Genomic DNA, 14,864 nt, shown 5'->3' on the forward strand with positions numbered 1-14,864 from the left:
ACGTACACACTAATCAAATCCACGAATACGATTTTTGTCAAAATCACCTACAAATAGCTGATTTCAAATAGCTTAACACCTGATTTCGAGGCTAGAAGACTGATTGATTTGTCATCAATTTGTATTATAATTGTTTTTTTAAAAAAATATTTTGCAATTGAAGAATAGTTCTTACCTTTGCACCACCAAAAAGAGAAACATTTATTAATAAAATCTCTGAAGGGAAAACATTAATATTCTCCGTTTTACGGAAACAAAATATAGCTGTAAAAAGCAAAAAATTTTTTCATAGTTTAGTTTGAGGTTTAGGTTGATTATGCCTTTGGAGTGGTTCCCAAAGGCATTTCTTTTATAAGCTGTTTTTTATAAAAAAATTCGTTGCAAGGCACCAACCCATCCCGAAACACTTAATCACGAAACAATCTTGGCGGGAAGATTTCTTCGAGCCTATCAACAAACAAAATGGCGTTTGTAGGAGCTGGTTTTATTTCTTACGCGAACCCAGCTATTCTAAACCCGATTGCCACGGAAATACTTTTTTGATAAACCTAAGAGGTTTATTTTTACAAAAAAGATTGAAGTAAAAGCGGGACTATAGTAACCGATTTATTCCAGGCTTTGCTTTCCAAATCAAAAAACCTTTATTTAACTTTGATATTCAAAAAACAAAACATCATTATAAATGGCAAAGGCATCAGAAGTAAAAAGCGGAAATGTGCTTCGTTTTAACGGAGAGTTGGTAAGTGTAGAAGAATATATCCACCGTACGCCAGGCAATTTAAGGGCATTTTATCAATCCCGCATGCGCAACGTAAAAACAGGCAAAATTGTCGAATATCGTTTCCGGACAGATGAAGAGGTTACCATTTGCCGCGTTGAAACCAACGATTATCAGTATTTATATGAAGACGGGGATTATTTAGTGGTGATGGACAACAATACATTTGAGCAATATAATATTCCTAAATTACTGTTCGGCAGTGCGATTAAATTTCTTAAAGAGGGCATGAATGTAACTGTTGCTTTTGAAAGCGATGAACCGATTGTTGCACAGCTGCCTAACAGTGTCGAGCTTGAAATTACTTATACCGAACCTGCCGTAAAAGGCGATACCTCTACCAGTGCACAGAAATATGCAACTGTAGAAACAGGAGCCGAAATAAGGGTGCCATTGTTTATTAACCAGGGCGACAAAGTAAAAGTAGATACCAAAACCGGCGACTACATGGAGCGTGTGAAGTAGGCAATAACTCCTTATTCACTAAACCTTAAAGCCCTAAACCGTTGTAGGTTTTTGTTAAAATAATTTTACCTTTGCCGTCACAAAAAACTGAAATATAAATCCAAATAGGATCACATCATATGGCAAAAGCATCAGAAATTAAAACAGGTAACATCCTGCGTGTAAACAACGAATTGGTTACCGTTGATGAGTGGAATCACCGTACACCAGGTAAAGGCGGCGCTTTTTACACTGGCAAATTTCGTAACATTAAATCGGGCAGAATCGTAGAAGCCCGTATGAATACTGACGAGGCAGTAGAAATTTGCCGCGTAGAAACAAATGATTATCAATATTTATACGAAGATGGCGATTATTTGGTGGTGATGGATAACAACACCTACGAACAATATAACGTAGAGAAATCGTTATTTGGTTCGGCCATTAAATTTTTAAAAGAAGGCATGAGCGTAATCGTTTCAATGGAGAGCGATGAAGCCATTATGGGGCAGCTGCCAAACTTCGCAGAATTTGAAATTACTTATTCAGAGCCAGCGGTAAAAGGCGATACTTCTACAAATGCATTAAAAGCTGCAACGCTTGAAAATGGTGTTGAGGTTAAAGTGCCAATGTTTGTAAACCAGGGCGATAAGATTAAAATTGATACGCGTACAGGCGAATATGTAGAGCGTGTAAAATAGTTTATCAAAAAATAATGGAGCCCCTGAATTTATATTTCAGGGGCTTTTTTGTTTAAAAATTTGCCACAGAATCACGCAAATCAGTTCGAAATATTTCTCATGAAGATCTATTTTTCCAGGCAATAGTTGTTGAAAATGATTGTAGAAAGTTCTTCGGAAAGAGCAGCCCCGCTATCTGTTCCAATATTTTTTTACGAAAGTTGTGATGCTGAGGCACGAAGGCATCTGCAATAAAAAAGTATTTCCACGTCTATCGGGTTTACGTACCTCATTTTTGCAAATAGGTTACGTTGCTAACCGCCGATAACAGCCACAATCCAAATTATTATATTTACCTAAATTCGCAATATGTTTAAGTCAGAAATTAGGAAGCAGGCATTAAAAGAAAGATTATCTTATCATGATGATGAGTATCAGAAACTTAATAAAATGTTGCTGAAACGATTTCAAGCATTGGATTTTAGTGATATTACAACCATTCATATATTTCTGCCGATAGTTGAAAAAAAAGAACCAAACACCTTTCTATTAATCGAATGGCTAGCTGAAAATCATCCTCACATTAAAATCATAGTCCCTAAGGCTGATTTTGAAACGGCTTCGATGACTCATCATGAATATTTAGGCATAAATGATTTGCAAAAGAACCTTTACAACATTCTGGAACCGCAAAAGGGAAACATACACGACGGAGAAATTGATATGGTTTTGATTCCGCTATTAGCTTTCGATAAAATGGGTTACCGGGTTGGTTATGGCAAGGGTTTTTACGACCGTTTTCTCGAGAATATAAATGCTCAAAAAATAGGCTTATCTTTGTCGCCTGCAATTGATCGCATTGACGACGTAAATGAACACGACATCAGGCTGAATTATTGCATTACACCTACAGAAACCATTAAATTTTAAGCTTACAATCATGGCACAGGAAATCGTTATTAAAACTGAGAAACAATACGAAGACAACATGATTGCTGTATTTGAATTGCAGGAAAAAGAAGAGCTTACTGCTGAAGATTTAAAACAAATTGAGCTGATGCTAAAAGCTGGAGAAAAATACGAAGCAGAGCATTTGTAGAACTTAGTTCTATATTATCTTACTGATTACACAGATTTTCGCAGAACCAAATCTTAAGAAACAATTTAAGCTTGCGCCTTAATAAAATCACTAACTAAGTAAGCAATTAATTTAGAGGTTAACTTACTAACCCTACCATCAAGCAACCTTGTTGCGCCTTCGCTGATGTGCAGATAAGAAAACTTTTTTTCATTCGTTAAAATTAATTTTCGAATATCATTTACAGCGAAACCTGACGGCGTTTCGGCGCTTGCAAGTACATTTTGAATGCAATCTAAATCTATCTCTAAACCTGCAACGGAACCAATAGCAAAAAAGAAATTTTCGTCTTCTACGCCTTTTAAAATATCATCAAAAAATATCGGCTTCAGCTTTGGGTTTGCCTCAATTTGACTTAAAATAGCCTCGTTATTATAGTTTTGATGCAAACCGTACATGAAATAATTATCCATATATTTCCCGGCTAGCGCATAAGTAAATCCGTTTCCGCTATGTCTTCCTTCGGGCTCCCTTAAATCTGCGTGTGCATCCACATTTAAAACATCAATCGACTGCTCTTTAGCCAGCGATGTTCCTTTAATTATTGGATAAGCGTTGTTATGTCCGCCGCCAATCACAATTGGAATTTTACCCGCAGCAACAATTTTTTCAATTACCGGATAAACCAAATCATCGATTTTACTTACCTTTTTTCTTAAGCCATTGATGGTAGAATCTTTAGGTTCTTCAATTTCGAAATGCCCCAGCACTAAAATTTCTTCGCCAGATAAAAACCGGTTGCTTTGAATATTTAAGAATGCCATTAACGCTGGTCGCCAGGTGGTAGAAGCGCCCGCAATACCTGAGTTTGCCCGAATTCCAATATCTTCCGGAATACCTAAAAGCACAAATTTTGCCGTTGACGATTGCAGTGCATCAAGGGAAGAAATGGTTTGTATCCTTTCTCCAAGTTTGGTTTCGCCACTCCTGCTAATAATCAGGTTATTGATATCGCTCTGCGAATATATTTTAAGGCTATCCATTATAAATTTCACCGTTTAAAATGATGGTTTCTACTTGTGTTTCACCAAAACTGTAAGGCAGATAGGCCATTGAGGGCATCGGTTTGGTGATAAATAAGTTTGCTTTCTTACCAATTGAAATGCTTCCATATTCGCTACTGATTTCCATCGCGGCTGCACCGTTTAATGTAGCGGCATTTATGGCTTGCTCTGGTTGCATTTTAAGCTTTATACACCCTAACGAAACCACAAAATTCATGTTTCCCGATGGCGTTGAACCGGGATTATAATCGCTTGCTAACGCAACCGGAACATTTTCGGTAATTAAACCTTTAGCATCGGCAAAAGGAATTCCCAAATAAAACGAACAAGAAGGCAAAAGTGTTGCAATGGTATTTGATGTTTTTAAACTGTTTATGGTATGCTGATTGGTTTCTTCAAGATGGTCAACCGACACGGCGTAATTTTTACCCCAACTTCAACTGCTCCAGATGCAGAAAGTTGATTGGCATGAATTTTAGCTTTTAAGCCAAATTTTGCACCCGCTTTTAGGATTTGGTCTGTTTCTTCAACGGAGAAAAATCCCTTTTCACAAAAAACATCAATATAATCAGCTAATTTTTCTTCTGCGATTTGAGGCAGCATTTCATGGATAATTAAATCAATGTAGCCTTGATGGTTATCTTTAAATTCTTTTGGATAAGCATGCGCCGCTAAAAAAGTAGCCTTAATGGGAATCGGAAAGTTCGCTTTTAAGCGCTGGATTACCCGCAGCATTTTAATCTCGCTCTCTACCGTTAAGCCATAGCCACTTTTAATTTCAACGGCACCTGTGCCTTGCAAAATCATGTTTTTTAAACGACTGGATGCGCTTTCGAACAACTCGTTTTCTGATGCATGTTGAAGTTTATCGGCAGAATTTAAAATCCCGCCTCCTGCTGCCGCAATTTCTTCATAAGTTTTACCTTGAATTTTCATGGCGAATTCTTCTTCCCGCGAAGCGGCAAAAACTATATGTGTATGGCTATCGCACCAGGATGGAAAAACGAATTTACCTTTAGCTGAAATTTGAGATGAGAGATTTAAGATTAGAGCAGGGATTTTGCTCATCTCACCAAAATCTTTAATCAAACCGTCTTCTACTAAAAGCCATGCATTTTCCAATATGGGTAAGTTGCTCATTTCGTTTCCGCGAAGAAGCAACTTATCTTTTGGATGCACGCCTACAAGGCCTTTTATATTTGTGATGAGCATTGTCAGCGGTATTGGTTAATTGTTTAAATGGTTAATTAGATTAGCAAACAGTTAACCAGTTAATCGATTAACCGCTTAACCACATCATTCTATCTCTAACAAAACCGGACAATGGTCTGAATGTATCGCATCAGGTAAAATTCTTACGTTTTTTAATCGGCTTTCCATTGGTTTTGTAACCAAGTGATAATCGATTCGCCAACCCAAATTTTTACCCCTTGAGCCCGCACGATAACTCCACCAGGTATAATGATGTGGGTCTTTGTTAAAATGGCGGAAAGCATCTATAAAACCATTATCTAAAAATAGCTGCATCCATTCGCGTTCTTCTGGTAAAAAGCCCGATGAATTTGCATTCGATTTTGGGTTGTGAATATCAATTGAGGTATGGCAAATGTTATAATCTCCACTCACAATTAAGTTCGGGATTTCTTTACGCAGTTCATTGATATAAACATCAAAAAACGTCATGAAAGCATATTTTTTCAACTGCCTTTCATCTCCGCTCGAACCCGATGGCATGTACAAACTCATCAAAGAAAAATCATCAAAATCGGCCCTTAAAATTCTTCCCTCTTGATCTATCCATTCTTCGCCGCAGCCATACTCAATGTGATTAGGCTTGATTTTAGTTAGGATGGCTACGCCACTATAACCTTTTTTTTCGGCAGGAAACCAATAATGATGATAGCCCAGCTGCTCTACCAAAGCAATAATCTCAGGAATTTGAACGGGTAATGCTTTTACTTCCTGCAGGCAAATCATATCGGCATTTGTAGCCTGCAACCAACCGAAAAAGTTTTTCGTACTTGCCGCCCGAATGCCATTAACGTTATAAGAAATGATTTTCATCAGGACTTCATTATTATTTTATCCTTTAATGAAGCATTTAACAGTTGCTTCTCCAACTTTTTCGCCTCTCTCCTTTTCAAAATCGTGATATCCATTTTAACATCACTTTTAGGACGGTTATTTTTATCGGTTGTTAAAACAGCAATTTTATCGACCATATCTAACCCAGAAATTATCTCTCCGTAAACGGTATAATTTCTATCTAAGTGCGGTGTACCACCAATGGTTTTGTAAACCTGTCTTTGCCATTCCGGGATTTTAAATTTTAATCTCTTCTCTTCGAGGCTGTTCAATTGTTCCTCCGTAAAAACTTTTCCCTGCACTAAATAAAACTGACTTCCGCTCGATGCCTTTTCAGGATTATTATCTCTTGCGGCAGCCAAAACACCTTTTTTGTGAAACAGGCTATCTCTAAATTCTGCCGGGATGGTGTATTTTGGACCACCCTCACCCAGTAAAGAATCTGGCTTTGCAGTTTTTGAATCCGGGTCACCGCCCTGAATCATAAAATCTTTAATCACCCTGTGAAATAAAGTGCCATTATAATAACCTTCCTTTGTAAGTTTTAAAAAGTTATCACGATGTAATGGCGTTTCATTATATAGTTTCACGATACACTCGCCAAATTCCGTTTTAATTCGGATATATTGATTCTTTGGCTTTGCTGCAAAAGTCGAAAGCACAGAAAAGATACAGATGAATAATAATAATTTCTTCATTTGAAAGGTGTTTGGGGCTAATTTAAGGTAAAAAATGAAATTCAATAAATAAAGCAGTTTAATATTCGGTTTTTTTTGCCTTAACTTTGTAGTAATGAAGTTAAAACAAAAAATAGCACTTTCTTTGGCCGTATTGTATGCGGTTAGTGTTATGGGTTTGGCTTTAAGTTTGCATTTCTGTGGTGGTAAACTGGCAAATGTGCAACTGTTCAGCAATGAGCTTGCTTGTAAACTCTGCAAGGATATTCCTGCTGAAAAGATTAAAGACGATGGCTGTTGCAAGAACACTCAGGTAACGGTTAAAGTAAAAGATAGTCATCAAACTGCGGCAAAAGTAGAAATGCCAAAGTTGTTTTCTATCCAGCTTTTTCTGCACCCACCGGTTTTAGAATTTCTCACCAACATTACCCCAGCTTTTTTCAGCAAAATCAGCAACAAAGCCCCGCCGCTTTCCTCGCGGGTTGCTTTGCATGTTTTCAATTGCATTTTTAGGAATTAGGATTAATCATTTGCCTTTCGGTGCTTAAGCATTTCCAAAGGCTCAATGTGACATTTCTTAAATTCTAATTTCAAAAATCATGAGAACAATAAAAATATTCAGCATCATTATGCTTCTTTTTGCCGTAAACGTTTCGGCTCAACAAATTTCAACAGCAGATTTAAAAGTGACAGGATTAACCTGCTCCATGTGTTCAAATGCAACACAAAAATCACTGGAGACCTTAGGTTTTATTAATTCCGTAAAACCAGATTTAAATAAAAACATCTTCGTTTTAACTTTCAAAAAAGGCGCCGACATTAACATCGATTTAATTCGTAAAAAAGTTCAGGATGCTGGTTTTTCTGTAGGTGGCTTAACAGCTGATTTTACATTCAATCAGGTTAAGGTTGATGATAAAGGTCAGGCGATTGTTGATGGTAACGTTTATCGTTTCGTTAATGCAAAAAGCAAAACTTTAAACGGAACAGTAAAAGCATCAGTAGTTGATAAAAATTTCATTTCAGGTTCTGCATTTAAGAAACAAGCAACCACGCTTAATTCTGATGCTTATGCAAATGGAACAGCAGTTGTAAATGGAAAGAAAACTCGTGTTTATCACTTAGTTCTTTCCTAAAAATGAAGAAGATTCTTATTATGGCGCTGATTTTCATTGGCGCCAACATAAACTTATTCGCACAAGAGCTATACGTTTTTACCGAACCGGCAAGTAACATGCCCACCAAATCAATTGGAGTCCGTTTAACCAACGAGGGGATGTTTAACAATCCTGGTTTTGTAAGCAGAACAATTCCTGAGGTAATGTTTGGCTTTAATAAAAACCTGATGGCACATGCGCAAGCGTTCTTATCAGATATGGATGGGAAATATCGGCTAGAGGGCGGAAGTTTATATGCTAAATATCGTTTTTTATCTATTGATGAAGCTCAAAGTCATTTCAGGGCCGCAGCTTTTGGTAGAATTAGCACAAGTAACCGCCCAACTTTTACCAGAGATATTAATCTGGAGGGAGATAATAGTGGAGCACAGGCTGGGTTAATTTTCACCCAACTTTTACATAAACTCGCCCTTTCGGCAACTTTGGGTTATGCACATTCATTTAATAAAAGTGATAGGCAAATTACTGGAATGCCAAGACCTAACAATATGTTCTCCTATAGTTTATCATCAGGCTACCTCGTGCTTCCTTTTGTTTACAAGAACTATAAAGAGCCGAATTTCAATGTCTATTTCGAAATACTAGGAAAAACCGACCCAGCTTCAGGCGAATCCTATCTAGATTTGGCTCCAGCCGTTCAGGTAATTTTAAACAGCAGCACCCGGATAGATTTAGGTTATCGTTTCCAGGCCACCGGAAATATGGCAAACCGATACCTTAAAAACATGTATCTGCTAAGGGCAGAATTTAACTTTTTTAATGTTTTAAAATAAAATAACGATGAAAAAAATCATGATAATGATGGTTATAATTGCCATCGCAACTACAAAATTAACTTTCGCACAAAGTAAAACAGACGTAGCTTTTAATCAGTTATTAACTGCCTATTACGACGTTAAAAATGCTTTGGCAGCTGATAAAAAAGATGTAGCGAAAGAAAAAGTAAAAGTTTTATCGGCTAAAGTTGATGCCATTCCACACAAAGATTTGCCAGCTACACAACATACAACTTGGATGGAGCAGGCCAAACTAATTAAAGCAAAAGCAACAGAATTAGCTGCCGGAAAAGACATCAAAACACAAAGAAAATCTTTCGAGGGAATATCTTATGCCATGATAAAAACGGTAAGAAACATTAAATTCAATAATGCAACAATTTACGTTCAGCATTGCCCAATGGCTAAAGCGAGTTGGTTAAACGAAAAAGAAAACATCGAAAACCCCTATTATGGAAGCATGATGTTTGATTGTGGTGATGTTACCGAAACCATAAAATCGAAATAATGAATCTGCATATCAAAAATATGGTATGCAACCGTTGTAAAATGGTGGTTAAAGCTGAGCTGGAAAAGCTTGGCTTTAACCCTATTTCGGTTGAACTTGGCGAAGTTTTAATATCGGAAAACATTTCTGTTGATGATAAATTAAAAATCGCTGAAAAGTTAAATCATTTTGGCTTCGAATTATTGGAGGATAGAAGAACTCAAATTGCCGAGCAAATAAAAACGACAATCATCAACCTGGTTCATTACTCAAAAGAGCCTTTAAAAATTAATCTTTCTACTTACTTAAGTCATCAAATTAATCAGGACTATAACCAGCTAAGCGCAATTTTTTCTGAAGCAGAGAATCAAACCATAGAAAAGTATTTTATCGCTCAGAAAATCGAAAAGGCAAAAGAAATGCTCACCTATGGCGAACTCACGCTAAGCGAAATTGCTTATCAACTTAATTACAGCAGTGTTGCGCATCTTTCTGCTCAGTTTAAAAAAGTGACAGACTTAACACCGTCAGCTTATAAAAAGCAAACATTTGACAAAAGGAAAACCTTGGATGAGATTTGATGATTCATGGAAGATGTAAAATGAACCATGGAGTTCTTATCGTTTTCTTAACATAAATCAAGCCCCTAAAAATAGCGATGCTGTACCTTTACATTAAAATTCAACAGCATGTCAAGCTTATCACAATTCAGAAGTTTTACCCAACGTTTACCACAAACGGATTTAATGCCTACGCTGTTTATTGGCCACGGTTCTCCGATGAATGGGATTGAAAATAATGAGTTTAGCCAAAGTTGGGCCGACTTGGCAAAAACAATTCCGTTACCGAAAGCTGTACTGGTGGTTTCTGCGCATTGGTACACACATGGAACTTTTGTTACCGCAATGGATTTTCCATCAACCATTCACGATTTTGGAGGATTTCCACAAGCGTTGTTTGATGTTCAGTATCCCGCTCCCGGCGATGCAGAGTTGGCGGCTGAAATACCAGGCCTGGTACACTCTACGCATATCGGCTTAGACCACGATTGGGGCTTAGACCACGGAACATGGACGGTGGTAAAACACATGTATCCAGAAGCCAACATTCCTGTTCTCCAATTGAGTATCGATTATACAAAATCGCCAGAAAACCATTATGAAATTGCCAGAGAAATTTATGCGCTCCGGAAAAAAGGCGTTTTAGTTATTGGAAGTGGAAATATGGTGCACAATCTTCGAATGATTAGCTGGGAAATGATTAACGGGGGTGGTTATGATTGGGCGAATGAAATGAACTACAAATTCAAAAGCCTTATTGCTAATGGCGACCATAAACCATTAATTAATTACCGCAATTTGGGAAGTGATGCGATGCTGGCCATCCCAACTCCAGAGCATTATTTACCATTGATTTATACGTTGGGTTTGAAGAATGAAAGTGAACAATTTTCGTTTTTTAATGACAAAGCAGTTGGTGGTTCATTAACAATGACCTCGGTTTTGGTTGGATAGTTTTAACAGCAAAGAGATGCTGAGCGCAAATATTCTGTCATGCCGTTAATGCTCTAATCCCCGTCATTGCAATCCCGATTCTTCTTCGGGAGAAGCAATCTCCGTAAAGATATACTTGTAGCTGAAGATTGCTTCGTGCCTCGCAATGACGACCGACTGAAAACCTCTAATTAAAAATTCTATAACATTTTATGATTATTCTGTAACGCATCTCATCCCCCAGATGGGTAAATTTGTTTAAAATTTAAGTTATGACACATACCTATCAACTTACCGGAATGACATGTGGTGGTTGCGAAAATAAAGTAAAAAACAATCTTTTGATTTTGCCTGAAGTAACCGCTGTTGAGGTTTCGAAAGATACAAATTCTGCTACGATTAGCATGGATAAACATATCGGCATAGCTGCTTTGCAGCAGGCTTTGGGCGGAGCAGAAAGTAAATATCAGATTACCGCTAATAACCACAGCGAATTGGCGGAGGAAACAAAATCATGGGCTGAAACTTATAAACCAATCCTATTGATTTTTGGTTACGTTACCACGATTTCATTATTGGTTTCCTGGCAAGATGGCAACATCAACCTCATGACTTTTATGCGTATTTTCATGGCCGGATTTTTCTTAACTTTCTCTTTTTTCAAAATGTTGAACCTGAAGGCTTTTGCAGAAAGCTACGCGATGTACGATATCGTTGCGAAAAAATTCAATGCCTGGGGTTACATCTATGCTTTTATCGAACTTTGTTTAGGCTTAAGTTTTGCACTGAATTTATCGCCGGTTGTGGTAAATTGGGTTACCCTGGTTGTAATGTTGGTGAGTATTATCGGCGTTTTAGAAAGCGTTTTGAACAAGAAAAAGATTCAATGCGCTTGCCTGGGTGCAGTTTTTAATCTGCCAATGAGTACCGTTACCATTGTAGAAGATGCGATTATGATTGCGATGAGCGCCGCCATGCTAATACTGATGTAATCAATCTGCACGAGCAGATTTTTTGCCATGGAAGCACAGAAACCTCGGAAATAATCAATTTTATTCCGTATCAATCCGTATTTCCGTGGCATCTCATAGAAGCTTTTTCAACCATTTTAATAAGCTCATAATGTAAGGCGGATAAATCATTTTGGTCATTCCATATTTGGATTGAAACATAACGGCTCTTTCATGAGAGAAATTTTTAAAACCAAAAATGCCATGGCAACTTCCTATTCCGCTACTGTTTACACCTCCAAAAGGTAAATTTGGATTGCTGATATGAACCAACACATCATTTACGCAGGTACCTCCAGAACTGGTTTCATTAATGATTTTTTCTTGATTTTTAGAATCATCTGAAAAAATATAGAGCGCTAAAGGTTTATCTTTTCCGTTCACAAAATCGATAGCTTGCTGCAAATTTTTGTATTTCAAAATGGGTAAAATCGGCCCAAATATCTCTGATTGCATAATACTGTTTTCTGCACCTACCGAAGTTAAAACAGTTGGATTAATCGTTAAAGACTCGGCATTTGCCTCTCCCCCGAACGCTAATTTTGCACCCTCATTTATTGCGGCATTTATCAAGCCATTTAATCTATCAAATTGTTTCTGGTTGATGATTTTTCCATAAACAGCTGCGTTAATTGCGCCATCTGCGAAGAACATTTTCTGTGCGGCAACTTTATAATAATTTACAAATTCCGATTCCTGTTTTTCGTTAATTAAAACATAATCTGGAGCGATACAGGTTTGCCCGGCATTAACCAACTTTCCCCAGGCTATTTTTTCTGCGGCTTCTTTCAAATCACAAGAATGATCAATTATTACCGGAGATTTTCCGCCCAATTCTAAAGTTACCGATGTTAGATTTTTTGCTGCCGCCGCCATTACCACTTTTCCAATCGTTGTGCTTCCGGTAAAAAATATATGGTCGAACGGGAGTTTTAATAATTCAGTCGAAACTTCAGCATCGCCCTCGAAACAAGCTATTTCTTGTTTATCAAAAGCTTTTTCAATGATTTTATTAATAATTTTAGCGGTGTAGGCGCTTAATTCAGATGGTTTTAAGATGGCACAATTTCCTGCCGCAATTGCAGAAATCAATGGACTCATCATCAATTGTAGCGGATAATTCCATGGCGCAATAATTAAACAAACTCCTTTCGGCTCATAGTAAATCTTATTGGCTGCAAAAAGATTGCTCATGGTTTTACTAACCGATTTTGGTTTCATCCAACTGCTCAAGTTCTTAATCGCATGGTCTATTTCAGCATAAGTAAAAAATAATTCCGTTACAGCAGTTTCAAATCTACTTTTGCGTAAATCTTTCTCCAAAGCAACATAAAATTCCTCTTCAGCATTTTGCAAAGCCTGCTTAAGTACCTTTAGCTTCGTGATTCGGGTTTTTGCATCCGTTTTACGTAACTCAAATTTGTATTTTTGTTGTAAATCAAAAACTGACTTTATTTTTTGTTCCATTGAATTATCTGACATCGTGAGCTTGCCGAAAGATAATGAGAGGTCTTTGATAAACACAAACTGACATCATTATTTCCTAATTAAATTTAGTTAAAATCAATTCATTTCATCAAAAGCTCATTCATTTAAAGCATATTGCAAATAATTTTAAACACCAGCAATGAAGAAGTTATTTTTCCTTTTCATCTACTTAATTCCTTTGTTTAGCCAGGCACAAACCATCAAAACAGATGTATTGGTTTTAGGAAATTCAAATGCAGCCTTTGCAGCGGGTATTCAAGCATCAGAATCAGGTGTTAACACTATTATTTTAACACAAAGTGATGGATTTAAACTTAGCGAATTCAAAAAATTACCTCAAACCGGTATAACCAAAGCATTCGAAAAAAAAGCGAGAAAATCTTTAAAAATTGCAGATAGTATTGAATTACCCGAAATAACTAATCAAATTTTAAATGCTGTAATTAAACACTGGTCAGATAGCTCTAAGCTTTTGGATGTGACCAACATAACTTACTTCGAGTTAAAACGTTCGGGAAGTGGTTGGGAAGCAAAACTCACCAAAGAAAAGAGCATAAAGGCAAAGGTTTTAATTGTTGCCGATGATATTCAGAAAATTCTTCCTGCATTAAAGGTCACTAGTTTAAATGTAGCGGGAGCAGCTAAATTAAATTATTCGGAAAACTTATATCGAACTACAATTGGCGGGATAAATGAAACAACAGATTTCCTATCGCTTTACAATTTGCTCATTCCAAATCAGGAAAATATCCTTTACATAAAACACGATAATTTAGAAATTGGTCAAGCCGCTGGTGCAACCGCAGCTTATGCGGCATTTTTCCAAACCAAAACCAGCTTATCAAATTTAAAAAGAATACAAGGTGAATTACTGAGCTACAAACTTTCTTTAATGCCTTTTGAAGATGTAAAAATAGCCGATTCAAATTGGATGGCCATACAAAAAATCGGTATTACAGGAATTTTGAAAGCTGACATCAAAAATGGAAAAGTTTATTTCAATCCGGAAAAAGAGGTTTCTTATGATGAGATTAAGCAGCCCATAAAAGATTATTATTACAAAGCGCAAATCTGGTTTGATGACCATCAAAATATTCCCATAAATCTGGAAAATACCATTTCGATGGTTTGTTACGTGGGAAATAAAGCTGTTGATGCCACCAAAGCCGAAATAGAAAAGAAATGGAACAAAAACTATAAATTTTCCTCAAAATACGACTTGAAAAAAGTTTTAACACGGAGAGAATTTTCAGTAATTATTAATGAATATCTGAAACCATTTGATATGGTGAATGTGGATAGAACCGGAAGAGTAATAAGGTAAGCCATCATAGTTTTTTGCACCCGGAACACATGGAAATTTATTCGCCCAATTCCGTGTAAATTTGTGTTTCCTTGGCATTTTTCTTTAAAAATAAACTATTGGATAAAAACCTCCGCCCCAATTTTTGATGAATCTAATTTTGTCCTTTGTTTTTCTCTCCCCAAAGAGAGGGATTGAACAGCTTTTTACTATAACACCTCAACCTTTCATAGGGAGAAGTGTTGTAACATTTCCATTTCCTTATAGATTTAGCACCTGCATTATCTAACTTGCAGCATCCAAACTAAATTCATGAAGAAATA

General features: G+C 36.8%; 18 protein-coding genes. 12 read left to right on the forward strand and 6 right to left on the reverse strand.

All coding sequences use genetic code 11. The features are described 5' to 3' along the window. Window positions 1-682: 682 nt before the first annotated feature. The 4 genes from efp (ON09_RS16555) (at window position 683) to ON09_RS25250 (ending at window position 3,001) form a co-directional block, all read left to right on the forward strand. Complete coding sequence (gene efp / locus ON09_RS16555) at window positions 683-1,243, forward strand: elongation factor P (protein WP_010602180.1); 561 nt, start codon at window positions 683-685, stop codon at window positions 1,241-1,243. A 119-nt stretch (window positions 1,244-1,362) separates the two neighbouring features. Next, a complete protein-coding gene (gene efp, locus ON09_RS16560; protein WP_010602181.1) occupies window positions 1,363-1,923 on the forward strand; it encodes an elongation factor P in 561 nt (186 codons plus the stop codon). 348 nt (window positions 1,924-2,271) lie between these two features. Further along, window positions 2,272-2,832, forward strand: coding sequence for a 5-formyltetrahydrofolate cyclo-ligase (locus ON09_RS16565; RefSeq protein WP_010602182.1), 561 nt, complete (start codon window positions 2,272-2,274; stop codon window positions 2,830-2,832). Between the two features lie 10 nt (window positions 2,833-2,842). Further along, window positions 2,843-3,001: a hypothetical protein gene (locus ON09_RS25250; RefSeq protein ID WP_157258990.1), complete on the forward strand. Its 159-nt coding sequence runs from the start codon at window positions 2,843-2,845 to the stop codon at window positions 2,999-3,001. A 65-nt stretch (window positions 3,002-3,066) separates the two neighbouring features. Here the strand turns inward: ON09_RS25250 and ON09_RS16570 are convergent, their stop codons facing one another. The 5 genes from ON09_RS16570 to ON09_RS16585 form a co-directional block, all read right to left on the reverse strand. Continuing rightward, entirely contained in the window at window positions 3,067-4,023 is a 957-nt protein-coding gene (locus ON09_RS16570) for a formimidoylglutamase (protein ID WP_010602183.1), read from the reverse strand. After that, window positions 4,016-4,459 (reverse strand): amidohydrolase family protein, encoded by a 444-nt coding sequence (locus ON09_RS26185; protein ID WP_238533715.1) that lies wholly within the window; start codon window positions 4,457-4,459, stop codon window positions 4,016-4,018. The genes ON09_RS16570 and ON09_RS26185 overlap by 8 nt, the downstream gene beginning before the upstream one ends. After that, window positions 4,417-5,256: an amidohydrolase family protein gene (locus ON09_RS16575; protein WP_238533716.1), complete on the reverse strand. Its 840-nt coding sequence runs from the start codon at window positions 5,254-5,256 to the stop codon at window positions 4,417-4,419. The genes ON09_RS26185 and ON09_RS16575 overlap by 43 nt, the downstream gene beginning before the upstream one ends. A gap of 84 nt (window positions 5,257-5,340) precedes the next feature. Then, complete coding sequence (locus tag ON09_RS16580) at window positions 5,341-6,108, reverse strand: exodeoxyribonuclease III (RefSeq protein WP_010602184.1); 768 nt, start codon at window positions 6,106-6,108, stop codon at window positions 5,341-5,343. After that, a complete protein-coding gene (locus ON09_RS16585; protein WP_039842667.1) occupies window positions 6,108-6,827 on the reverse strand; it encodes a peptidylprolyl isomerase in 720 nt (239 codons plus the stop codon). The genes ON09_RS16580 and ON09_RS16585 overlap by 1 nt, the downstream gene beginning before the upstream one ends. Before the next feature lie 94 nt (window positions 6,828-6,921). Between ON09_RS16585 and ON09_RS16590 the strand changes: the two genes are divergently transcribed. The 7 genes from ON09_RS16590 (at window position 6,922) to ON09_RS16620 (ending at window position 11,732) form a co-directional block, all read left to right on the forward strand. Then, the gene (locus ON09_RS16590; RefSeq protein ID WP_010602186.1) at window positions 6,922-7,326 is read left to right on the forward strand and encodes an HYC_CC_PP family protein; all 405 of its coding nucleotides are present in this window, start codon (window positions 6,922-6,924) and stop codon (window positions 7,324-7,326) included. Window positions 7,327-7,405: 79 nt separating this feature from the next. Continuing rightward, entirely contained in the window at window positions 7,406-7,942 is a 537-nt protein-coding gene (locus ON09_RS16595) for a heavy-metal-associated domain-containing protein (RefSeq protein ID WP_010602187.1), read from the forward strand. A 2-nt stretch (window positions 7,943-7,944) separates the two neighbouring features. Then, entirely contained in the window at window positions 7,945-8,757 is an 813-nt protein-coding gene (locus ON09_RS16600) for a hypothetical protein (protein WP_029204406.1), read from the forward strand. 25 nt (window positions 8,758-8,782) lie between these two features. Continuing rightward, a complete protein-coding gene (locus ON09_RS24360) occupies window positions 8,783-9,268 on the forward strand; it encodes a DUF3347 domain-containing protein (protein WP_157258991.1) in 486 nt (161 codons plus the stop codon). After that, window positions 9,268-9,828 (forward strand): helix-turn-helix domain-containing protein, encoded by a 561-nt coding sequence (locus ON09_RS16610; protein ID WP_010602190.1) that lies wholly within the window; start codon window positions 9,268-9,270, stop codon window positions 9,826-9,828. The genes ON09_RS24360 and ON09_RS16610 overlap by 1 nt, the downstream gene beginning before the upstream one ends. 108 nt (window positions 9,829-9,936) lie before the next feature. Then, window positions 9,937-10,761 (forward strand): 4,5-DOPA-extradiol-dioxygenase, encoded by an 825-nt coding sequence (gene ygiD, locus ON09_RS16615; RefSeq protein WP_010602191.1) that lies wholly within the window; start codon window positions 9,937-9,939, stop codon window positions 10,759-10,761. Between the two features lie 251 nt (window positions 10,762-11,012). Further along, complete coding sequence (locus tag ON09_RS16620) at window positions 11,013-11,732, forward strand: heavy-metal-associated domain-containing protein (RefSeq protein ID WP_010602192.1); 720 nt, start codon at window positions 11,013-11,015, stop codon at window positions 11,730-11,732. 93 nt (window positions 11,733-11,825) lie between these two features. Here ON09_RS16620 and ON09_RS16625 read toward each other — a convergent pair whose 3' ends face one another. Beyond that, window positions 11,826-13,217, reverse strand: coding sequence for an aldehyde dehydrogenase family protein (locus ON09_RS16625; protein ID WP_157258992.1), 1,392 nt, complete (start codon window positions 13,215-13,217; stop codon window positions 11,826-11,828). A gap of 160 nt (window positions 13,218-13,377) precedes the next feature. Here ON09_RS16625 and ON09_RS16630 point away from each other — a divergent pair, with 160 nt between their 5' ends. After that, the gene (locus tag ON09_RS16630) at window positions 13,378-14,562 is read left to right on the forward strand and encodes a hypothetical protein (RefSeq protein ID WP_010602194.1); all 1,185 of its coding nucleotides are present in this window, start codon (window positions 13,378-13,380) and stop codon (window positions 14,560-14,562) included. Window positions 14,563-14,864 lie beyond the last annotated feature (302 nt).

This window comes from Pedobacter agri PB92 (assembly GCF_000258495.1).
GTDB classification, from domain to species: domain Bacteria; phylum Bacteroidota; class Bacteroidia; order Sphingobacteriales; family Sphingobacteriaceae; genus Pedobacter; species Pedobacter agri.

Coding starts and splice junctions, on each gene's coding strand:
- efp (WP_010602180.1), top strand. CDS start 683: ATGGCAAAGGCATCAGAAGTAAAAAGCGGAAATGTGCTTCGTTTTAAC.
- efp (WP_010602181.1), top strand. CDS start 1,363: ATGGCAAAAGCATCAGAAATTAAAACAGGTAACATCCTGCGTGTAAAC.
- ON09_RS16565 (WP_010602182.1), top strand. CDS start 2,272: ATGTTTAAGTCAGAAATTAGGAAGCAGGCATTAAAAGAAAGATTATCT.
- ON09_RS25250 (WP_157258990.1), top strand. CDS start 2,843: ATGGCACAGGAAATCGTTATTAAAACTGAGAAACAATACGAAGACAAC.
- ON09_RS16570 (WP_010602183.1), bottom strand. CDS start 4,023: ATGGATAGCCTTAAAATATATTCGCAGAGCGATATCAATAACCTGATT.
- ON09_RS16575 (WP_238533716.1), bottom strand. CDS start 5,256: ATGCTCATCACAAATATAAAAGGCCTTGTAGGCGTGCATCCAAAAGAT.
- ON09_RS16580 (WP_010602184.1), bottom strand. CDS start 6,108: ATGAAAATCATTTCTTATAACGTTAATGGCATTCGGGCGGCAAGTACG.
- ON09_RS16585 (WP_039842667.1), bottom strand. CDS start 6,827: ATGAAGAAATTATTATTATTCATCTGTATCTTTTCTGTGCTTTCGACT.
- ON09_RS16590 (WP_010602186.1), top strand. CDS start 6,922: ATGAAGTTAAAACAAAAAATAGCACTTTCTTTGGCCGTATTGTATGCG.
- ON09_RS16595 (WP_010602187.1), top strand. CDS start 7,406: ATGAGAACAATAAAAATATTCAGCATCATTATGCTTCTTTTTGCCGTA.
- ON09_RS16600 (WP_029204406.1), top strand. CDS start 7,945: ATGAAGAAGATTCTTATTATGGCGCTGATTTTCATTGGCGCCAACATA.
- ON09_RS24360 (WP_157258991.1), top strand. CDS start 8,783: ATGATGGTTATAATTGCCATCGCAACTACAAAATTAACTTTCGCACAA.
- ON09_RS16610 (WP_010602190.1), top strand. CDS start 9,268: ATGAATCTGCATATCAAAAATATGGTATGCAACCGTTGTAAAATGGTG.
- ygiD (WP_010602191.1), top strand. CDS start 9,937: ATGTCAAGCTTATCACAATTCAGAAGTTTTACCCAACGTTTACCACAA.
- ON09_RS16620 (WP_010602192.1), top strand. CDS start 11,013: ATGACACATACCTATCAACTTACCGGAATGACATGTGGTGGTTGCGAA.
- ON09_RS16625 (WP_157258992.1), bottom strand. CDS start 13,217: ATGGAACAAAAAATAAAGTCAGTTTTTGATTTACAACAAAAATACAAA.
- ON09_RS16630 (WP_010602194.1), top strand. CDS start 13,378: ATGAAGAAGTTATTTTTCCTTTTCATCTACTTAATTCCTTTGTTTAGC.